Annotated in this window: 17 protein-coding genes; 7 read left to right on the top strand and 10 right to left on the bottom strand. The window is 61.3% G+C overall.

Going from position 1 to position 21,112, the window contains the following annotated elements; translation table 11 throughout:
• The first annotated feature begins 238 nt into the window (after positions 1-238).
• Positions 239-1,315, top strand: coding sequence for a 4-hydroxyphenylpyruvate dioxygenase (gene hppD, locus KSS96_RS15330; protein WP_017528070.1), 1,077 nt, complete (start codon positions 239-241; stop codon positions 1,313-1,315).
• Between the two features lie 54 nt (positions 1,316-1,369).
• On the opposite strand, the gene rarD is transcribed toward hppD, so the two are convergent.
• From rarD to KSS96_RS15315, 3 genes are all read right to left on the bottom strand, one after another.
• On the bottom strand, positions 1,370-2,251 hold the full coding sequence (gene rarD / locus KSS96_RS15325; protein WP_017528069.1) for an EamA family transporter RarD: 882 nt from the start codon (positions 2,249-2,251) through the stop codon (positions 1,370-1,372).
• 186 nt (positions 2,252-2,437) lie between these two features.
• Complete coding sequence (locus tag KSS96_RS15320; RefSeq protein WP_065879053.1) at positions 2,438-3,448, bottom strand: aldo/keto reductase; 1,011 nt, start codon at positions 3,446-3,448, stop codon at positions 2,438-2,440.
• 83 nt (positions 3,449-3,531) lie between these two features.
• Complete coding sequence (locus tag KSS96_RS15315) at positions 3,532-4,434, bottom strand: LysR family transcriptional regulator (protein ID WP_017528067.1); 903 nt, start codon at positions 4,432-4,434, stop codon at positions 3,532-3,534.
• Positions 4,435-4,535: 101 nt separating this feature from the next.
• Between KSS96_RS15315 and KSS96_RS15310 the strand changes: the two genes are divergently transcribed.
• Positions 4,536-5,240, top strand: coding sequence for an SDR family oxidoreductase (locus KSS96_RS15310; RefSeq protein WP_017528066.1), 705 nt, complete (start codon positions 4,536-4,538; stop codon positions 5,238-5,240).
• A gap of 48 nt (positions 5,241-5,288) precedes the next feature.
• Here KSS96_RS15310 and KSS96_RS15305 read toward each other — a convergent pair whose 3' ends face one another.
• The gene (locus KSS96_RS15305) at positions 5,289-6,599 is read right to left on the bottom strand and encodes an MFS transporter (RefSeq protein WP_065879055.1); all 1,311 of its coding nucleotides are present in this window, start codon (positions 6,597-6,599) and stop codon (positions 5,289-5,291) included.
• 175 nt (positions 6,600-6,774) lie between these two features.
• Between KSS96_RS15305 and KSS96_RS15300 the strand changes: the two genes are divergently transcribed.
• The 4 genes from KSS96_RS15300 (at position 6,775) to KSS96_RS15285 (ending at position 10,809) form a co-directional block, all read left to right on the top strand.
• Positions 6,775-7,881, top strand: coding sequence for a sugar diacid recognition domain-containing protein (locus tag KSS96_RS15300; protein WP_065879145.1), 1,107 nt, complete (start codon positions 6,775-6,777; stop codon positions 7,879-7,881).
• Positions 7,882-7,972: 91 nt separating this feature from the next.
• A complete protein-coding gene (locus KSS96_RS15295) occupies positions 7,973-9,112 on the top strand; it encodes a glycerate kinase (RefSeq protein ID WP_065879056.1) in 1,140 nt (379 codons plus the stop codon).
• A 52-nt stretch (positions 9,113-9,164) separates the two neighbouring features.
• On the top strand, positions 9,165-10,235 hold the full coding sequence (locus KSS96_RS15290) for a DUF1176 domain-containing protein (RefSeq protein ID WP_065879057.1): 1,071 nt from the start codon (positions 9,165-9,167) through the stop codon (positions 10,233-10,235).
• Positions 10,236-10,296: 61 nt separating this feature from the next.
• Positions 10,297-10,809 carry a GNAT family N-acetyltransferase gene (locus KSS96_RS15285; protein ID WP_065879058.1) on the top strand — a complete coding sequence of 171 codons (513 nt, stop codon included), beginning with the start codon at positions 10,297-10,299 and terminating at the stop codon, positions 10,807-10,809.
• On the opposite strand, the gene KSS96_RS15280 is transcribed toward KSS96_RS15285, so the two are convergent.
• A complete protein-coding gene (locus KSS96_RS15280) occupies positions 10,806-11,498 on the bottom strand; it encodes an aspartate/glutamate racemase family protein (protein ID WP_065879059.1) in 693 nt (230 codons plus the stop codon). The two genes, KSS96_RS15285 and KSS96_RS15280, sit on opposite strands and share 4 nt — an antisense overlap.
• 193 nt (positions 11,499-11,691) lie before the next feature.
• Between KSS96_RS15280 and KSS96_RS15275 the strand changes: the two genes are divergently transcribed.
• Complete coding sequence (locus tag KSS96_RS15275; protein WP_017528059.1) at positions 11,692-12,363, top strand: DUF3313 domain-containing protein; 672 nt, start codon at positions 11,692-11,694, stop codon at positions 12,361-12,363.
• Here KSS96_RS15275 and KSS96_RS15270 read toward each other — a convergent pair.
• The 5 genes from KSS96_RS15270 to KSS96_RS15250 all read right to left on the bottom strand — a co-directional run bounded on the left by KSS96_RS15270 (position 12,360) and on the right by KSS96_RS15250 (position 20,946).
• Positions 12,360-13,346, bottom strand: coding sequence for a DUF3829 domain-containing protein (locus KSS96_RS15270; protein ID WP_065879060.1), 987 nt, complete (start codon positions 13,344-13,346; stop codon positions 12,360-12,362). The two genes, KSS96_RS15275 and KSS96_RS15270, sit on opposite strands and share 4 nt — an antisense overlap.
• Complete coding sequence (locus KSS96_RS15265; protein WP_065879061.1) at positions 13,343-14,893, bottom strand: J domain-containing protein; 1,551 nt, start codon at positions 14,891-14,893, stop codon at positions 13,343-13,345. Before KSS96_RS15265 ends, KSS96_RS15270 begins: the two co-directional genes overlap by 4 nt.
• Before the next feature lie 37 nt (positions 14,894-14,930).
• Positions 14,931-16,331: a DUF1254 domain-containing protein gene (locus KSS96_RS15260; RefSeq protein WP_065879062.1), complete on the bottom strand. Its 1,401-nt coding sequence runs from the start codon at positions 16,329-16,331 to the stop codon at positions 14,931-14,933.
• A gap of 152 nt (positions 16,332-16,483) precedes the next feature.
• Positions 16,484-16,846 (bottom strand): response regulator, encoded by a 363-nt coding sequence (locus tag KSS96_RS15255; RefSeq protein ID WP_217855035.1) that lies wholly within the window; start codon positions 16,844-16,846, stop codon positions 16,484-16,486.
• 251 nt (positions 16,847-17,097) lie between these two features.
• Positions 17,098-20,946 carry an Mcf1 protease effector domain-containing protein gene (locus KSS96_RS15250; protein ID WP_225913292.1) on the bottom strand — a complete coding sequence of 1,283 codons (3,849 nt, stop codon included), beginning with the start codon at positions 20,944-20,946 and terminating at the stop codon, positions 17,098-17,100.
• Positions 20,947-21,112: the final 166 nt, after the last annotated feature.

Genomic DNA, 21,112 nt, shown 5'->3' with positions numbered 1-21,112 from the left:
GAGTACGGACAAACCCTGTTACGCTGTGTAGAATCGATTTACGCATACAAGAATATGGACTTGCGCTCACGCAAGCCTCGGCCGTCAGAGACTGATGACACCATGAAGCGACACGGTTCCCCCCTCATCTTTGGTGACTTCCTCGCCCGCAGCGTGCGAGGCCTGTCCTGCGCGCCACCTGTTCGCCTCATCCTTGCTGGCAATTGACATCCGTTAATCACAAGAATGAGGCGCCGAAATGGCCGACCAATACGAAAACCCAATGGGCCTGATGGGCTTTGAATTCATCGAGTTCGCATCGCCAACCCCGGGCACCTTGGAGCCGATCTTCGAGATCATGGGCTTCAGCAAAGTCGCGACCCACCGTTCCAAAAACGTGCACCTGTACCGCCAGGGCGAGATCAACCTGATCCTCAACAACGAGCCCAACAGCATCGCTTCGTACTTTGCCGCTGAGCATGGCCCATCGGTGTGCGGCATGGCGTTCCGCGTCAAGGACTCGCAGCACGCCTATAACCGTGCCCTGGAACTGGGCGCCCAGCCGATCCACATCGAAACCGGCCCGATGGAGCTGAACCTGCCGGCGATCAAAGGCATCGGCGGCGCGCCGTTGTACCTGATCGACCGTTTTGGCGAAGGCAGCTCGATCTATGACATCGACTTCGTGTTCCTCGACGGCGTGGACCGCAACCCGCAAGGCGCCGGCCTGAAGGTCATCGACCACCTGACCCACAACGTCTATCGCGGGCGCATGGCTTATTGGGCCAACTTCTACGAGAAACTGTTCAACTTCCGTGAAGCGCGTTACTTCGATATCAAGGGCGAGTACACCGGCCTGACGTCCAAGGCCATGAGCGCGCCGGACGGCAGAATCCGTATCCCGCTGAACGAAGAGTCGTCCAAGGGCGCCGGGCAGATCGAAGAGTTCCTGATGCAGTTCAACGGTGAAGGCATCCAGCACGTGGCATTCCTCACCGACGACCTGATCAAGACCTGGGACGCGCTGAAGAAGATCGGCATGCGCTTCATGACCGCGCCGCCGGACACCTACTATGAAATGCTCGAAGGCCGCCTGCCGAACCATGGCGAGCCGGTGGATCAATTGCAGGCGCGTGGCATCCTGCTGGATGGCTCGTCCATCGAAGGTGATAAGCGTCTGTTGCTGCAAATCTTCTCGGAAACCTTGATGGGCCCGGTGTTTTTCGAGTTCATCCAGCGCAAGGGCGATGATGGGTTTGGCGAAGGCAACTTCAAAGCGTTGTTCGAGTCCATCGAGCGGGACCAGGTACGTCGCGGCGTCTTGACCGCCGAGTAAGTGCAAAAAGCCCGGCCGAGGGCAACCTCGGCCGGGCTTTCTATTGCCAGGGCATCAGGCCCGCTGCTGGCGCACCAAGTGCTTGAACCCTTCGAACACCAGTACCATCACGGCGACCCAGATCGAAATATAGGTCAGCCATTGCCCCGGCTTGACCCCTTCACCCAGCAACAGGGCCACTACCAGCAGCAACACCGGTTCGACGTAACTGAGCAGCCCGAACAGGCTGAACGCCAACAAACGGCTGGCGATGATATAGCTCACCAAGGCCGAGGCACTGATCAGGCCCAGCAAGGGGATCAACGCATACAGCTTGGGGTGCGCATCCATCACCGCAAAGCCTTGTTCGCCGCTTTGCACAAACCACCAGGCCACCGGCAGCATCAACGCCATATCCAGCCACAGCCCGCCAAGGTGATCGGTCTTGAGGTATTTGCGCAGGATGAAATACAGCGGGTAGCCGATGATCACCACCAGCGTCGCCCAGGAAAAACCGCCGGCCTGGTACAGCTCGTTAAGCACCCCGAGGGCAGCGCAAAACACAGCGATTTTTTGCAGGTAGGACAGCTGTTCGCCCCATACCAGACGCCCGGTCAACACCATGGTCAGCGGCAGCAGGAAGTAACCCACCGACACATCCAGGCTGCGCCCGTTCAGCGGCGCCCACATGAACAGCCACAACTGCACGCCAAGCAGCGCCGAAGACAGCACTACCCCGGCAATCCATCGAGGCTTGGCCACCAGTACGTAGAGCAACTCGCGCACCCGCCGCCATTCGCCGCTGACGATCATGAACACCGTCATGCACGGCACGGTCAGCAACATGCGCCAGCCGAAAATCTCCAGGCCGCTCAACGGCGTGAGAAGCGACGTGAAGTAATACATGACGGCAAACAACACCGAGGCCGATACCGATAACACAACACCTTTAGACACGCTGCCCTCGCGAAAGCCGATTGGAAATAAACAGGGAGAATCGAGAGCGGATTATGGTGCTTTCAGCGGCAAAGGGTGCGCTGTTTTGGGGCGGGAGACGGAAAATGACCAAAAAAGGTCGGTTTACCCAGATCGAATGTGGGGGCTGTCGACCCCCACATATTTCCAGTACGCCCGAGAGGCTGGCTAGGCGTACGCCGCCCGGCCCGAGACAAAGTGGCTCACATCATTGAACCCCGGCGTGGACGAATGCCCCGGTGTGACCAACGAATCGATAAACGCTTCATCCTGCGCCGTGATCTTCACGCCCAGCGCCCCCGTGTAGGCGTCCCACTGCGCCTCGGTGCGCGGCCCGACGATCGCCGAACTCACCGCCGCGTTGTTCAGTACCCAGGCGATCGCGAACTCCACAACCCCCACGCCGCGCGCTTGGGCGTACTCCTGAATCTGCTGGGCAATGCGCAACGACTCCACACGCCATTCGGTTTCAAGGATGCGTTTGTCCTGGCGCGCGGCGCGGCTGCCCGCTTGCGGGGTCACATCCGGCGCATATTTGCCGCTGAGCACGCCCCGGGCCAGCGGGCTATAGGGCACCACCCCCAGGCCATACGCCGCCGCAGCGGTGATCTGTTCCACCTCGGCCTGGCGATTGACGATGTTGTACAGCGGCTGGCTGATCACCGGTTTATCCACGCCCAGGCGCTCGGCCACGCGGATGACCTCGGCGATGCGCCAGCCGCGATAGTTGGACAGGCCCCAATAGCGGATCTTGCCCTGGCGAATCAGGTCGCCGATGGCCGATACAGTGACCTCCAGCGGCGTGGCGTGGTCTTCGCGATGCAGGTAATAGATGTCCAGGTAGTCGGTGTCGAGCCGGGTCAGGCTGGCTTCAATGGCATTGAAAATGCGCTTGCGGCTCAAACCGCTGCGGTTGGGTAAGCCGTCGGGCGGGCCGAAGCCGACTTTGGACGCCACCACCCAATCCTGGCGCTGGCGGGCAATGGCTTCGCCGACCAGTTCTTCGGAGCGGCCGCCGGTGTATACGTCGGCCGTGTCGATAAAATTGATGCCTTGGTCCCAGGCCTTGTCGATGATGCGCAGCGAGTCCTCGGTGTTGGTCTGTTCGCCAAACATCATGGTGCCCAGGGTCAGGGCGCTGACCTTCAACCCGGACTGGCCCAATGTGCGGTAAATCATGCAAAGCTCCTCAAGTCTGGGAAACGTGAGCGTCATGCAATACCAGACTCAGAGGCTCTGGAACAAGCCCCGTGCGCATTTCTTCACGTGCTCAGCAACGCCTGGCAGCGCACTTGTAGAAATCGGTGCAGCACTTTTACCCGCTCCGACACTTGCAGGCGGTGCGGGCACATCAGGTTGAATGGTGTGGGTTCGCCTTGCCAGTCCGGCAGCAGTTGCACCAGGCGGCCGGCCTTGAGGTCCCGGGCGATATCCAGGTTGGCCTTATACGCAATACCGTGGCCGGCCAAGGCCCAGCGCCGCACGATTTCACCGTCATCGCTCAAGTAGTCGCCGGTCACTTCAACTTCCTGCAGGTCGTCGCCCTGGCGAAAGAACCAGGTGCTGCTGGCCCGGCCCTGGCGCATGTAGCGCAGCGTATTGTGCTGCGCCAACTGCTCCGGCGTGGTGGGTGTGCCATGGCGCGCGAGGTAATCGGGGCTGGCGCAGGCTATGCGCCGGTGGCCCGGCACCACCGGCAGCGCCACCAGGCTCGAGTCCCTCGGCACGCCGAAGCGCAGGGCGATGTCGACGGTGTCGCGGAACAGGTCGGCATTGCTGTCGTTAAGCAGCAGTTGCAGGCGGATATTCGGGTGTTCCAGCTTGAACTCGTCCAGCCAGCCAAGCACAACGTTGCGCCCGAAATCCGACGGCGCAGCCAATTGCAGCAGGCCGGTCAGCCCTTGGCTCTGCTGCTTGAGCGCCTGCTCGCCTTCGGCCAGCGCCGCCAGGGCCTCGCGCACGCTGTCGAGGTAGCGCTTGCCTTCTTCGGTCAGGCGCATGCTGCGGGTGGAACGCGCGAGCAGGCGAATGCCCAGGCGGGTCTCCAGGCGTTTGAGCGCAATGCTGGCCGCCGCTGGGGTCAAACCCAGGCCGCGGGCGGCGGCGGACAGGCTGCCGGTGTCGGCCGTGCGCACAAAGACTTCAAGGTCGAGGATCGAGCTCATTTATAAAAATCCTTTAAAGATCCTGTCGTTTTACCGGGATTTTTCGGCGATTGCCAAGCTGGGAAGATGAACGCTCACTTTCGACCCCAAGGACCTTTCCCATGACATCCCCCCTCAACGGCAAAACCGTGATTGTGATCGGCGGCAGCAGCGGTATTGGCGCGGCGGTGGCCGAGGCGGCCATGGTGCGTGGCGCACACGTGATACTGGCCGGGCGGCGCTTGTCGTCCACTACCGACGATGGCGTACGCAGCGAACCGGTGGACGTCACCGACCCGGCATCCCTGCAACGGTTGTTCGAACGCGTGGGGCATTTTGATCATTTGGTGTATACGTCTGGCCCTTCGGTACGCGCCAACCCCTTGAGCGAGACAGACTTGGAGCAGGCCCAGGACAATTTCAATGTGAAACTCTGGGGCGCATTGCGCGCTATTCAACGGGCGCTGCCCTTTCTGGATGAGCGCGGCAGCATCAGCCTGACCTCCGGGCAACTGGGGCGTAAATTAGTGCCGGGCCAGTTTATAAAGGTCGGCATCAATGCCGCGACCGAGGCACTGGGCAAACAGTTGGCCAAGGAACTCGCACCGCGTCGGGTCAATGTGATCAGCCCGGGGGTCATTGATACGCCGGCGTACGCGGGGTTGGCCGAGGAATCGCGCCTGGCGATGTTTGCCAAGGCCGGTAACGCATTGCCGGTTGGCCGGGTAGGCCAGGCGGAGGAAGTGGCGGCGGGCTATGTGCTGGCCATGGAAAACGGTTACATGACCGGCGCCGTAATCGACATTGACGGCGGTGGCTTGCTGTAACACCGCCTCCACGGTGGGAGGGCGCAAAGCCCTCCCACACTGACCGCATCAGGCGTTGAGGCTGCGCGTCATCCGCAATGCCAACACACTGCCGGCCACAATCACTGCGGCCAGCAGGTAAAGCGCCATATCCGTGGACCCGGTGGCATCCTTCACGAAACCGACGATATACGGGCTGAGGAAGCCGGCCATCTGGCCCATGGAGTTGATCAGCGCCAACCCACCGGCCGCCGCGCCCGCGCTGAGCATGGCGGTAGGCACCGGCCAGAACATCGGCAGGCCGGTGAGGGCGCCCATGGTGGCGATAGTCAGCCCGAGGATGGCGAGCGCCGGCGTAGTGGCGAAATTCACCGCGATCACCAAGCCAATGGCGCCCATCAACATCGGCACCACCAAGTGCCAGCGACGCTCTTTGCGCAAGTCGGCGGAACGCCCCACCAGCAACATGAATACCGCCGCCAGCAGGTAAGGGACCGCACTGAGCCAGCCAATCACCAGGTTATCGCTGAACCCCAGGTTCTTGATGATCGACGGCAACCAGAAGTTGATCGCGTACACACCGCTCTGGATGCAGAAGTAGATCAGCCCGAAGGCCCAGATGGCCGGGTTCTTGAATACTTGCCCCAGCGAGTCGGTGGTGGCCTTGGGTTTGTTTGCCTGGTCGGTGGCCTGGTCGGTTTCCAGCACCGCGCGCTCGTGCGGCGTGAGCCACTTGGCGTTGGCGAAGCTGTCACTGAGCAGGAAGTAGGCGAGGGCGCCGAGGATCACGGTCGGGATGCCTTGCAGCAGAAACATCCACTGCCAGCCGGCCAAGCCACCTTGGCCGGCGGCGAAGTGGTTGAGAATCCAGCCGGAAAACGGGCTGCCGAGCAACCCCGACACCGGGATCGCCGACATGAACAGGGCCATGATCCGCCCACGACGGAACGTCGGGAACCACTGCGCAAGGTACAGCACCACACCGGGGAAGAACCCGGCTTCGGCGGCACCGGTAAACAGGCGCAGGGTGTAGAAATGCGTCGGCGTGGTCACGAACAACAGGCAGGTGGACAGGGTGCCCCACACGATCATCATCAAGGCAATCCAGCGACGTGGACCGAACCGGGTCAGCGCCAGGTTGCTCGGCACGCCGCACAGCACGTAGCCGATAAAGAAGATCCCGGCTCCCAGGCCGTACACGGTTTCGCTGAACTTCAGTGCATCGAGCATCTGCAACTTGGCAAAGCCAACGTTGACCCGGTCGAGGTAGTTGAACAGATAGCAGATGAAAATGAACGGGATCAGGCGCAGGGTAATGCGCTTGTAGATGGCGTTTTTATCGTCATCGGTGGTCAGTGGGGCAGCGGCGCTCTGTGACATGGCGTTCTCTCTATTTATTATGATTTTGCGCGATGCGCGGGTAACGTTGATCGCCCAACGAGTCTCGGCCACGCGGCGGGGTGCTGTCTTTGTGCTCGCGCACAGACAAGCCGGCTTTGCGCTGTGCCGATGAACAACCCTGCCGTGCAGGACTTTTTTCGAGGAGATGGCCCCCGTGTTCGAGCTGGATCATGACCTGGCGCAGGATATCGTCGATCGGACCATGGCGATTTTGCCCTACAACGTCAACGTCATGGACAGCCAGGGGCTGATCCTGGGCAGCGGTGAAGCCGAGCGCATCAACACCCGCCATGAGGGGGCGCAACTGGTGCTGGCCAATGGGCGCGTGGTGGAAATCGACGGCCAGACCGCCAAGCACCTCAAGGGCGTGCAGCCGGGTATCAACCTGCCGCTGATGCACGATCAGCGCCTGATCGGCGTGCTGGGCATCACCGGCGAGCCGGAGTTGCTGCGCACGTATGCCGAACTGGTGCGCATGACCGCCGAAATGCTGGTCAGCCATCGTCACCAGCAAGCCGAGCAGCACTGGCGGCGCCAGCGTTGCGATGACCTGCTGGCATTGCTGCTGGCCGACACCGGCGACTCACCGCGCCTGGTCGATGAAGCCCAGCAACTGGGGCTCAAACCGCAACTGGCGCGCACGCCTTACCTGTTCGAGCTGGGCCCTGGCCAATCGGCGGAAGCCTTGAGCACCTGGCTGACCTCGCGTTACCCGGACAGTTGGTGCGTCAGCTCAGCGCAGTTTTCGCTGTTGTGGTGCCGGCCGGCGGCCGTTCAGGTGGACAACCTGCGCCTGCTGGAGAAGCTCGACGCTCAAGGTTGGACGATCCTGCGGGTGGCCGTGGGCGGGCAAGCCAATGGTTTGCCCGGCCTGCGGCGTTGCTACCGACGCGTCGGTGACCTGCTGGCGTACGGTCGCGATGTGCTGCCGCACTCGCGGCTGCTGACGCTCAGCCGTTATCGCCTGCCGGTGATGCTCTGGCGCCATCGCAACGATGATGCCCTCGACGAACTGCTCAACCCTCTGCGCAACGTGCTGGCCAAGGACAGCAACGGCCAACTGCTGGCCACGCTGCGCAGCTGGTGCGAGCACGACGGCCAGAGCCAGGCCTGCGCCGATGCGCTGGGCATTCACCGCAATAGCCTGCGTTATCGCATGGAGCGCATCGCGGAACTCAGCGGCGTCGACCCGTTGACCCTGGACGGCATGCTTGCCTTGTACCTCGGCGTGCAGTTGCTGCCCCAGTCTTTGTCGGAATGAACAACAAAGCTCACCCGCACTTGTGCATCTGACCGGCGTCAATCCCGGTGCCAGCTGGCAGCATGGGCGTTATAAAAACCGGAGAAAGCCCATGAAAATCATCATCGCCCCCGACTCGTTCAAGGACAGCCTGAGTGCTGAAGGCGTCGCCCAGGCTATCGCCCATGGGCTGGCCCAGGTCTGGCCGGACGCACAGTTGATCCAATGCCCGATGGCGGACGGCGGTGAAGGCACGGTGGATTCGGTGCTCGCCGCCTGCAACGGCGAACTGCGCCACCAAACGGTGCGCGGGCCGCTGGGCGCGGCGGTCGACGCGCGTTGGGGCTGGTTGGCCGACAGCCGCACGGCGATCATCGAAATGGCCGAAGCCAGCGGTCTGCAACGGGTGCCGCCCGGCCAGCGCGATGCGTGCATCACCAGCACCTTCGGCACCGGAGAACTGATCCGCGCGGCCCTGGATGCCGGTGCCCAGCGCATCATCCTGGCGATTGGCGGCAGTGCCACCAACGATGGCGGTGCCGGAGCGATGCAAGCGCTGGGTCTGCAAGTGTTCGACGCCCAGGAGCAAGCGCTGGCACCTGGCGGCCTGGCCTTATCGCGCCTGGCCCGTATGAGTCTTGAACACCTCGACCCACGCTTGGCCGAGGTGCGCTTTGAAATCGCCGCCGACGTAAATAACCCACTGTGCGGCCCCCAGGGTGCCTCGGCGATTTTCGGCCCGCAGAAAGGTGCCACCCCCGAGCACGTCAGGCAACTTGATGCTGCGCTCGGCCATTTCGCCGACCATTGTGCCCGCGTGTTGCCCAGGGATGTACGCGACGAACCCGGCAGCGGCGCGGCGGGTGGCCTGGGCTTCGCCGCCAAAGCCTTCCTGGGGGCGCAGTTCCGTGCGGGTGTGGAGGTCGTGGCTGAGTTGGTCGGCCTTGATCAAGCCGTGCGCGGCGCCGACCTTGTGATTACCGGCGAAGGCCGTTTCGACGCCCAGACCCTGCGCGGCAAAACGCCCTTCGGTGTGGCGCACATCGCCCGGCAACACGGCGTGCCGGTGATCGTCATCGCCGGCACCCTGGGCGATGGTTACGAGCAGATGTACGCCCATGGCGTCGACGCCGCATTCGCGTTGCCTTCAGGGCCCACCAGCCTGGAACAGGCGTGCGCTGAAGCACCGCGTTTGTTGAGTGAGCGGGCGGCGGATATTGCGCGGGTGTGGCGGGTGGCTGCCAAGCGCTGACGCACCCGTCAGAACATGGGACAATCCGCGCCTTTTCGACACGGAGAGTCCCATGCTGCGCCCCGTACTTCTGGCCCTGCTGCTGAGCGGCACTGCCACCCTTGCTCAAGCCAAACCCGAAACCGTACCGCTGCTGCGGGAAATCAAGGAGTGGGTGATCGGTTGCGACAACCTGCGCAATTGCCATGCCCTCAGCGCGCCCAGTGGGGTCGACGAAGAGGACTACAGCTCGTTGACGTTGCACATCTGGCATCAGGCCGGGGCCGAGGGCTACCTGCGCTTGCGCTTCGACCATCGTGGCGAAGCGCTGGACCTGGCCACCTTGCGATTGGACGGTCAGCCGCTGGGCCTGGAGTTGACTCGGGATTTGCACGTCGAACTGGACGATCAGGGCGGCGATCCCGAGGTGCGGTCCTACGGTGTGATCGAGGAGGCCGCGGCCCGCCGTTGGTTGCAGGCCTTGCGCGATGGCAAGCGTCTGGAGCTACCGGATGACAAGGACGCCCATGTGTCGTTGAGCGGGCTGAGCGCTTCGCTGCTGTTGATAGATGCGGTGCAGGGGCGGGTGGATAACCTCACCGCGCTGGCCCGGCCGGGTAAAGGCGCGGCCAGTGCCGTGCCGGCGCGTTTGCCGACCCCGGTATTGCGCAAATTCCCGGGGGCACCCGCGTTGACCGCACAGGAGCAGGCCGGCCTGGTAGCGGCTGCGCTGCGCCCCATCACGCCTGAGGTCAACGGCACGGGCGGCGAACCGGAGGCCAGCGCCGGTGCGCTGACGGCGCAGCAAGCAATGACCGTGGTGCGTTATGACTGCGCGGCCTACAACTGCGAGTACGACGTGGTCAGCCGCCAGCGCCAGGCGCCATATGCCGAAACAACCCTGCAGCTTGAGTCTTTGCCACTGGAGGACGCGGCGCTGCAAGGCTCGGTCGGCTATGACCCGGCCACGGGCACCTTGAGCTACTTCTACAAACAACGCGGGATCGGCGATTGTGGCGGCGGGGGGGTGTGGGTGTTTGACGGCAAGGGCTTCCAGCTCAGCGAATTCAAAATGATGCCGCGTTGCACCGGGGTGGCCTACGGGGATTGGCCGTCTTTGTGGTCGACCGCACCTGCGCCCTAGCCATCAAGCGGGGAGGGCCTCTACACTGGCCGGCCATGTGTTATTCAAAGGATGAAGCACCATGCACACGCCTGAACCTCATATCGTCATCCAGCGCTTTACCGAGGCCCATCTTGAAGGCGTTGCGGCGCTCTATAACGAACCTGCCGTGTGCCGTCAGGTGCTGCAGATGCCTTTCCAATCGGTGGAGGCGTGGCGCAAAAAACTGGTGATGGACGATGAGCGGCGCCTGCAACTGGTGGCCGTGCATGGCGGCGAGGTCATTGGCCAACTCGGCCTGCAACAGTACCTGCGCGTGCGCCAGGCCCATGTCGGTTCGTTCGGCATGGGCGTGGCCACGGCCTGGCAAGGCAAAGGCGTGGGCTCGCGCCTGTTGACGGCCGCGCTGGACGTGGCCGACAACTGGATGAACCTGCATCGTGTGGAGCTGACGGTGTACGTCGACAACGAAGCGGCGCAACGCCTGTACCGTAAATTCGGCTTCGAGGTAGAAGGTGTGCTGCGTGACAGCGCCCTGCGTGATGGGGTGTTTGTCGACACCGTCAGCATGGCGCGCCTGCGCACGCGCGCTTAGTCCTGCAAGGCAAACGCCACCGCCGCCTGCGCATGCAGCGCGGTGGTGTCCAGCAGCGGCAACTCGCTGTGTTCGGGCTTGATCAACAGGCCGATTTCCGTGCAACCGAGGATCACCGCCTGAGCGCCGCGCGCGGCCAGGGACTGGATGACCCGTTGGTAAGTCCGGCGTGAAGTGTCGCTGATCACGCCGACGCACAGCTCCTCATAGATAACGCGATGCACCTCCTTGCGTTCATCCGCGTCCGGTAACAGCACGGTCAGGCCGTGGCCGGTCAGTCGGGACGTAAGAAAGTCCTGCTCCATGGTGAAGGCCGTGCCGAGCAAACCAACCGTCAACGTCCCGGCTTCCACGGCGGCCAACGCGGCGGCATCGGCGATATGCAGGAACGGAATCGACACTGCCGCTTCGATTCGCGGCGCCAGCTTGTGCATGGTGTTGGTACACAGCACCACGCATTCGGCGCCACCCGCCTGCAAGCGGCGGGCGGCATCTTCGAGGATCAGCGCGGTGTCGTCCCAGCGTCCGGCATGCTGGGCTTGCTCCACCGGGCCGAAGTCCACGCTGTACATCAACACTTGTGCCGAGCGCAGCGGGCCGAGTTGGTCGCGCACGCACTGGTTGATGATGCGGTAATACTCGGCGCTGGACTCCCAGCTCATGCCGCCGATAAGGCCGATGGTGCGCATGTGATGTTCCTGACAATGGATGTGGTTTCACCTTACTCACTGGCAGGGCAATAGTCATACGCAGTTACCGCGCAAATGAGCGGTGCAGTTTGGTCTGAGCGCGCATGCCAGGCGCCGTCAATGAGGTGTATTCCCCAGGATTGGCTATACCTACAGCTCATTCTTACGATGATGATCGCCAGGGAGTTCAATGATGAAGCTAAGGCTAATGATCAGCGCGCTGTGCGTCGCCTCGATCGGCATGGCGGGCTGCGCCAGCAAGGTCACGCAACCGGACGAGTATTCAGGGTTCCTCTCCAACTACAGCCAACTGAAGAAAGCCACGTCACCCTCGGGCGCTGAAGTGATGCGCTGGGTCGATCCCACGCTGGACTTGAGCCGCTACACGGCGGTGTACATCGAGCCCACTCAGTTCTATCCCACGCCACAGGCCAGCGCAAAAATCCCGCAGAGCACCCTCAGCGGCATCAACAGCTATTTCAACCAGGCGCTCAAGCGTGAGCTGGCCAAGTCATTGCCCTTGGCGAACGGCCCGGGCCCTGGCGTGATTGTGGTCCGTGCCGCAATCACTGCCGTCAGCAGTAAGACCGAAGGCCTCAAGCCCTATGAATTCATCCCGGTAGCGTTGGTGGCGGCAGCGGTGAGTACCGGCGCGGGTATTCGCGACCAGGAGACCACCTTGGGCACCGAGGCGCAGTTTCTGGATGGCGCCAACGGCAAGGTCCTCGCCCAGGTGGTGCGCAAAGGCACCGGCAAGCCGCTGTCAAATGACTCGCAGGTGATGAAGGCCGATGACGTGAAAGAGGTGATCGATGGTTGGGCGTCAGATCTGCATCAGTCCTATGTGAAGCTCAAAAAACACTAGAACGCATTGCGCGCAAGGCGGTTGTAGTAGCTCAGGAGGGCGTCGTAGCGACGCGTGACGAGGTAGTAGTCCTCACTCAGTTGCGGTGGCGCGGCGTGTGCGAGCCAGTCTTGGCGAAGGGTGGTCAACGCCGCAAGGTATGCCTCTGCCGCCGGGCTGATCGTATACCAGAGGTTACTGGCCTCTTCATCCCGAGGGTTGCCGGGGTGCAGGCGTTTGTACGCGTTGCCGTTATCCGCCGCCGCCTGCACGGCCGCGGCCAGGTCGGCGACGGTCTGCGGTGTCAGGCTGGCATCGCGCATGTCACGTTCAATCCGGTCAACGGCATGGCGCGCGGCGATCATGTAATTGAGTACGTGCCAGTGAAGGTCGCGGCCCATACGGGCTTCGATACGCGCCAACTGCGCGGGGCGTACGCTCAGGTCTTCACGTTCCAGTTGGTTGCGCAGGCCGGTTGAGACCGCCAGGTAGTCTTCGCCGACGTCGACCAGTTGGGCGAGCAGTGGTTTGTTCATGGCCTCAGCGACCATTTGCTGAACACCTTGAGGCACGCCATCGGGCGGCGGCATTGCCGTGATTTTGTCCGTCAGCGAGGTGAGTTTCTGCAGCCGGTAGGCGTACACACTGGCCAGGCCGATCAATGGGCTGCCGGGTTGCTGGCGCTCCAGTTTCAGGGTGTACAAGGACGAGCACACCGATGCTTGGATAATCCGCGGTTCGGGCTCGTTTCTGTCGCCGAAGTTGTCGTGCTCGGGCGCTTGTGGCGACGCGGCATGCAGGCGGTAGTACGCCAAACGGGTGTCCCGATCAATACGGTTCACGCAGTCAATGAGGGGGGCCAGCGCACTGGCTGTTGCCGTGGACGGGCTGTCACGCTGGTCCAGCCACAATTGCGCGTATTGCAAGGGTTTGGTCGCGCCGGCGACACCGAGCAGCCCCAGGCCCAACACCAGGCTTATGGGCACCAGCCATTTCGGATTCATCGCTTGGCCTCCTGGCCGTACCACTGCGTGTGCGTGGCGGGTGCCTGGCATTCGGTCGCGCTGCGCGGCATGCGGCTGCACAGGCGCTCGGTCCACTGTTGCAGGCCCTGGTTACGGGTGATCAGATGGCTGTTATCGAGCACCTTCAAACCGGCGTACAGCACAACTGCGCCGACGAGACCCAACGCGCCGCCCAGCACGGCCCAGCGCGGGTGGCGGGCGGACCAGGGGGTGTGGTGGTTGGTGAAGGGGCGCCTGATCAAGCCGACCAGTGCCAGCACCACGACCAGGGTCAAGCTGGCCAGCGGGTTGAACACATACCCCAGTGCTCCCGCCACAACGAGCCCCGGCAGCAGATCGCGTATCGGCAGCAACGGCAAGTGGCTGGCGCTGATCCAGCACGGCAATCGCTGGCTGAGCCGTTCATCCAGCACGCGATAGTGGTGAGCCCATGGTCGCCAGCCCTGCCAGGCTACGCCCGCGCAGACCACGGCGCCTATCGCCCACACAATGCCCTGGCCCAGGGTCGGGATGATCTTCCCGGCCAGGCTTTCAACCTGTACCAGCATGCCCACCAGGCAACTGAGCACCAGCGCGACGATCCACGGCCAGGTGTCCAGGGCCGAATCCCAGCCTTGCCAGAAATACACGGTGCCGCCGGGCATCGCTTCGGCAACGCTGATGTGGTCGGCGTAAAGATCGGCGCTGAGCTGCTGGCAGGCCTTCCAGTCGTGCTCGTCCAGGCGTTGCGCGAAGGCGCGGCGCTGGCCCAGGCTCATCGGCGCGAGCAGTAAACGCGCGGCGCGCTGTTCCGGGCTGTAGGGCGGTTCGGCGGCCAATGCGCGTTGGCGTGCGAGAAAGGCCGGCCCTTGCTGGCGTTTCAACAAGAGCGCCCACTCGTCGGCCGGGCAGGCATGATCTGCGCCACCGTGCCAGCGCTGCCCGGCACACACGGCGTTGAACAGCGTGCTTGACCAGTAATGATGATGGGCAAGCAGCCTGGCCAACCATTCATTGAACCACTCGGCATGGGGATGATTGTTCACCCAGGCATGCTCATGACGTGCGGCGTAGGCCGCCAGGAACGCGGCGTCGTCGTGCTGCCCAAGCGCCTCATACAGCGGGCGCTGCAATTGGTCGCGCTGCTGTCGCTCCAGGGTGTCGATCAATGCGCTGGGCAATTCGAGCCGTTGCCAGGCAGTCAGCCAGTTGAAGGTTTCGAAGGCCCACCGCGTGTCCTCGGCATTCAGCTCGCCTTCGATGCAGCGCTGCAACAGATGGATCTCAAGGAACAACGCCGTGCCATCGGCCATTGCCGCTTCATAGCGCTGGGCAAGGGTTTCGCCGAGGGCTTCGACAAGCACCTCGGCCTCGGGCTCCTGCTCGTTCTCACGCCAGGCCAACGCGGCTTCATAGGCTTCGCGCAGGCGCTGGAAGCCCTGTGGGTCGTCGTCCGGACGCGTCTTTTTCAACAAGGCCGCGTAGTGGCGCTTGATCGTGCGGCTATCGGCATCCGGCGCCAGGCCGAGGATGTTCCAGCAATTCATTTGCGATGCAGCTCCCTGACAACGGCCCGGCGTGCGGTTATTTGAGTGGCGTCAACGGTGGCAATTTCCACTGGCCATTGCTGGCTTCGGGCTTGGGCAGGTACACGCGCAGTACCGCATAGAACGGCGCCGGCGGGGCGGGCAGCCAGTTGGCCTGTTCCGCCTTGGGTGGCTCGTGATGCTGCAATGCCAGGGTCAGGCCACCGTCGGCGTCCAGCTTCAGGCCCGGCAGCATGCGCGAGTTGATCAGGTAACGCTTTTTATGGTTCGGCACCAGTTGGTGGGTCTTGGCGTCGTACAGGGTCAGTGACCAGAACGCATCGGCCGGCGGCAGTTGGTCCTTGCTGAAATGCACGGTATAGCTATGACGCGCGCCGTTGGCCGGTTTGCCTTCGCTGTCGTCACGGTAGGTGAATGACACGGCTTCGTCGGCGGAGTTGCCGAAAATCCCCAGGTCGGCACCGGCGTAGCGGTACAGGTAATTGTTTTGCAGACGGTCACGGCTGCCGTACAGGTCGCTGCGGGCGACCTGATGAGTGTCGATCTTGTCTTTTTTGAAGGCCGCGAATTCGGCGCGAGCATCGGAAATGCCGTCCTCCAGCGCCTTGCGCTGTTCAGCGGTCAATTGGTTGGCCTTGAACGGCGCGCCAGGCGCCACACCGATCTTGGCAAAACGCGCCAGCAGCTCTTTTTCACTGTCCTGGGGGGCGGCGAAGGCCAACATGAAGTTCAGGTAACGAAACAGCTGTGGGCCTTCGGTCATGGTCGCCATGGGCTTGGGCCAGGCGAGTTTCGGCGCCTTGGCCGGTGCGGCCTGCTTCACGTAGCTGCTCAGTGACTGCACCTTGTAGCCATTCTGGATCTGCTTGACCTTGTTCAGGTCTTTGTCATCAAACAACTGGGTGCGATACAGCGCATAGGCGACGTTGCTTTCGCTGTAGACCACGCGGTCCACGTCCACGGGTTGCTGCCCCTTCCAGTCGGGACCGGCGATCATGTAATGACCACCGTTGTTGCCGGTGCTGCGCGTGCCCAGGTAGGCGATGTTTTGCGTGTACAGGTCAACCAGTTGCACGGCGTAGTAACGGTCGTCCTCGATTTTCGGCAGCGTCAGCACCAAAGGCTCGCTGCGCAGGTCCATCCACACGAAGGAATACGCCATGTCGGCATTCGGGGTCGTCAAGGCGGTGTCTTTGGGGCTGGTCACCGGTGCGGTGGTACCGATACGGTTGAACGGCGCCTTGAATTCAACGCCGCCCTTGTCGACAGCCTGGGCGTAGAGCGTCTTGTACATCTGCACCACGGGGAAGCCGTAAAGGTAGGCTTCCTTTGCAATGGCCCGCGCTTCGCTCGGGGTTGCCGTGAAGTCGGCCAAGGCACCGCCGCTCAGCAATAAAGAGAGGCTCGCCAGCAGCAGGCGCGTGGGTTTTGCAATCATGTTGTTGCATCCTTCGTGAGTGCTTTTGAAGAAATGTGTTGAATGGCGCACGAGCGCGCTGAGTTTCCGTTTTTATTCGCCGCAGGTCACGTAAATCTGTGCGGGCCGGACACAAAAATGCCGCCCCGGAAGGCGGCACTGGCAAGCCGACATCATTCAGTGCCGAGGATAGACCTGACCTTGTCGCGCAACTGGTCGATGGAAAACGGTTTGCCTATCACGTGCATGCCTGCGGGCACATCGATGTTTTCGGCATAGCCGCTGGCAAACAGGATCGGCAGGGCGGGGTGCAATTCACGCACCTTGTTGGCCAACTGCTTGCCGTCCATGTCCGGCAGGCCGACGTCCGTCATCATCAGGTGGATGTTCTGGTCAGGGTTTTGCACGTGTTCCAACGCACGTCCAGCGTCGGCGGCTTCCAGCACACGGAACGCCAACTCCTCCAATACATCGACGATCAACATGCGCACGATGTCGTCGTCTTCGACGACAAGGATGGTGGAGGTGGAGGGCATAAAGAGGCGTCCTGAAGATGGGAGGGCGGGGGCTTGCTCAGTCCGAAGACCATCCTCTACTGAGTTGTCTGCGCCCCGGCAAGTTCCCGACAAAAGAAGGCTATTGTGCAGGCAATAGGCCTTGATGTCTTGTGACGAGGTGAAATGCCCGCCGGGAAAGGACTTGCCCGCAGGCAGGCGCAAAAACGTCAGGTTGACGGTCGCCTGGCAAATCGACCGTCGCACCTGCACTTTTGGGCCTGGGGCATGGCTTACAGATCAGTCAAAAACAAGTCCTGCACGCTACCTGGCACGGTGGCGGTCACGCTATTCAACGCGGGTTCCTCGAATACCGAAATCTTGTACTCAGGCACCTGGGGGTTCTGGCCGAAATGTGCCAACAGGTATTTAGTCCTGCCGGATTTTAATGTGCTTTCCAGCGCGGCGCTCATTTGCGCCTCCGTGGAAAAGGTCGCCTTCCCATAGTTAGGGTCGAAATAAAACCATTCCTTCTTGCCATTGGAAATAACCACGCCGGCGGTGAAGCCGTGATCGGGGCCATTGATTAAAAGGGTTTTTGAAGTGCGGGCACCGGCCAGCTCTGAAATGATCTGTGTGTAAGGAACCTGCCTCGCCTGCATACCATGATGGAATTGACCGCCCAGTATTTCCTGCAGCTGACTTATCTGGTCGTTGAACTTGGCAACTTTCGATGCCTTGAGCTCTTGGATTCCGGCGTTGACGGGGTCGGTTTTGCGCAATTGGGCAATGTCGCCGGGGCTAAGCGTAGGCACCATCGCGACATACAGGTTCTTGATAAACGTATCCTGCTTGCGATGCTTCACGGCGGCGGCCATGACATTGGAAAGCGCCGCGCACTCGCCGCCCGAGAGCGGGGAGACTTGACTGAGGTAATACCCTTGGGGAATCGGCGTTGCCTTGCCACCGGCGGCAGTGATTTCAGCGGCGAATTCCTTGAAGTTCTCCTGGCTGACTTTGATTCGTCGATTTTCCAAATACTTGACCAGCTGTCCAAACTCTTCTGATGTACGCCCGGGGGCAATGGCAAGTTCTGCGAGCTGGTAGTTAGTCAGTGTGTCTGAAAACTCGCGGATGCGTTCTGGGTTCCCCGAGTCGTAGCCTTTCTTAAACATGTCTGCGTCGACGATTTGCGCAGCTTCACGTGCGGATTTAAAACGCTCGGGCAGCGCTTCAAGTTCATCTATGCGTTTTACCAGGCTACCAAGCTCTGCTGGCGTACGGCGTTCGGCAACGGCAAGACGTTTCAAATCCTCAATACTCAGTGCTGTGGAATAGCCATAGATAGCGTCTGGTTTAACGTTGTTCTGGCCCAGTATGTAGGCTGCCTTGTCCTCGGTTTTGGCGTTGGCCACAGCGGCCATGAAGTCACGGCGATAGTTAGGGTTATTCGCAGGTGGCGCCAATACCGAAGCGATCATCTTGCCAAACCAGCTGTCGGCAAACGCTTTTATTTCGCCTTCGAGCGCAGCCACTTTCGGCGTAAAGTCTTTGAGCGCCGGGCCATACGGGCGATGGTTGATGGCGTCATAGCCATACCATTTTCCCTCCCTGAATACAGCGCTGCCGCCGACGGTCTGCTCGGCTATTTTGTAGGTGCCCAGCGCGGCGACGTCATACGTTTTACTGGCCGCTTTCAACAAGTCATAACTACCGCTCGCGCCCTTGAACTTGTTAAGCCATTCGCCGGTTTTGGCAAGCCCTTTGCCCGCCAGCTTTGTCGCGCCCATCAATGCATCGCCCGCCCCGCCGACCGGGTTGAGCGCCTCAAGCGCGGTAACGCCAATGAATTTGGCAACTTTGGCCGCCTTGCCTGCGGCGCTGATACTTTGAGCGCCCTTGGCCAGAGCTTTTGAGGCCTGAGCCGCCTTGCCTGCGCCCAACGTTACCAAGCCGATGATGTCCACCCCCAGATCAAACAAGCCGTCGCCTACCTGGCCGTTTTTGAAGTTGACGATGGCGGATCGAAAAGGGATGAGGTTCAGAAAAAACTCACCTATTGCCGCATTCACCTGTCGAGCCTTATCGTAAGAGGTGACGCCCTTGGCGTAATTCAATAAGTCTTCATTGCCGAGATCCAGGGATTTGACGAAGGCGTCAGCAATCAACTTTGTTCGAGAGCCACCGTAGCTATACGGCGTGTAATCAGCACCGGTCCACTCTGCGGTGTGATCAGCACCTACCCATCCTCCGGTTTGATTGGCACGCTCGCCGTTGTAGGGATCAAAGAGCTCGGTTCGGGAAATAATGTTCGCCGTGCGCGTATCCAACTTCTCGCGGCTGTAGGGCTCGCTGAACTTATTGCTTAGGTAGTTCTGTTTTTCGATGCTCGCCTTACGGGTGTCAATCTCATAAATATTGACTTCGCCGTTTCGCGTGGTTTTTACGTGCAGTGTATGCCCGCGTTTTTCCAAGGTGAGCGGCGAAAGCACATCCATCGCTACCTTGTAATCATTGGTGTGCAGGAACTCTATCTTGCCAAACTCAAGGTTTTTTCGATCCTCCAGCGGTAGCTTGGAAAGCAGGTATTTGACCATCCCCGCATGGCCTTCGCTTTGAGATTCCAGCGCTTCTTTGTACTGGGTATTAAACACATCAACGACGTGGAAACGCTCAGACCTGCAGTACGCATTGAATGCCGTCATCGGCACGAGACTGCGACTGCTTTCCCAACGGAAGCCGGACTGGAGTTTGTCACCCTCCATCGCGATGTCGAGCATCGAACGCAAGGTCGGATCGCCCCGACGCGTGTTCCCAAAGCGCTTTTGCAGCACCTTTTGCTCAAATATCTGGGGGTCGTGGTCGGGGAATTCCTGCTTCAGGCAGTACAGGGCAATTGCCTTGCGGCTGGGAAAGGGCGTCTGGAGCTGGGTGGAGACGTGGGTCAGCGCCTCTAACTTACTGTTGTAGTGGATTCTGATGCGTTCGATTTGCGCATCGCCCGGCACTTGTTCGGCGCTCTCCAACACACCGTTGACGACGGCCCAATCCCTCAAGACTTCACGCTGAACCCGATCATCAGCGAGCGCCATGCCTTCAGCTGCGAGCAATACCTGGGCATAGGACATGTTTTGTACGCTGCCCGGTGCCTGCGCCTCCAGCTTGGCCACTTCAATCGTTAGTTGAGACCAGGCAATGCTGCCATACGTCACGCTGGCGGGAAGGTCTTTGACCAGATACTGCGGTGCGGTGCGTGAAAGCAGGAGATGAGCGGCGAATTTGGCGGTTTGAGTGGTCGCCCGGCCACTGTCGATCAAGTGTTGACTCAGCCGGTCCACAATGACAGAAGCGTGTTGCCCCCATTGCGCCTGTGCGTCCAACTGAAAACCAGCCACAGCATTACGGACCGGGCCAGTGAGCGACTCCGGATCAAGCCCCACCTGAATGGCCGTTAATAGATAGTCATAAATGCTGGTACCTGATGAAGCGCCCTTCAAGTGCGTCTGCAGGGCTTGGCCCAGCGCCTGGGCCTTGGGCGTGTCCAGCAATTGTTGAAGCGCTGTACGTGGCGCCTGAAGGTCGGCCGCGGTTGTTGGGCTGCCGCTCAGCAAATAAGCCAATGCGCCTTTACTCGCATCCGCCAATGGTAAGCCTGCCAATGAAGTGTGAGTGGACTGCAGGAAGTCGGCGATGCTCTGCCGGCCCTCTGTTGTCATGGGCACCGGCCAGGAAAGCCCACCCCCCAGATTGCCCAGCGGGTGCAACGCGGCCTTCTGGTTCAGGGTTTTGACCAGCTCACCCAGCGCGTCCAATGAGGTCGGTACCTTCAAGCCATTTTGCAGTAAGAACGACTCAAGGCTGACTTGGCTCTCGGGGGCCAGTCGGCTCGTCACCTCGGCGCTCGTCAGTGAGTTGTCGGCAGGGACGCGTGCGGTGAGGTCCTGATGCACGGCGCTCAATTTGGCCGCCAACACCTCCCAGTTGCGTTGGTTGGCTAATGCGGTTTGAAGTCCGGAAACGCCGGCCGGGGCCTCTGGCCCTGGAGCGATGGCGGGTTCAATTGCGCTCGCGGAGGCGTGGGGCGTTTCCGCACGGGGAAGATTGACGATGGCGGGGGCCGGGAGGCTAGTGATCGAAGTCATTACATTTACCTGTCGTAATTTGGGAAGGTACCGCGCCGAAAAGTGCTTCCCTGAACCCTCGGCCACTCCCTGTGTGTGTGCAGTCGTCCTGCGTACATTCCGTTACGGTTGTCAGAATTCGTGTGCAAGTCCCGATGCCACAGCCCGCATGCGTGTCTGATATGTG

This window comes from Pseudomonas asgharzadehiana, assembly GCF_019139815.1.
GTDB classification, from domain to species: domain Bacteria; phylum Pseudomonadota; class Gammaproteobacteria; order Pseudomonadales; family Pseudomonadaceae; genus Aquipseudomonas; species Aquipseudomonas asgharzadehiana.
Note: the sequence above shows the minus strand (reverse complement) of the source record. Positions and strands in the feature narration are given on the sequence as shown.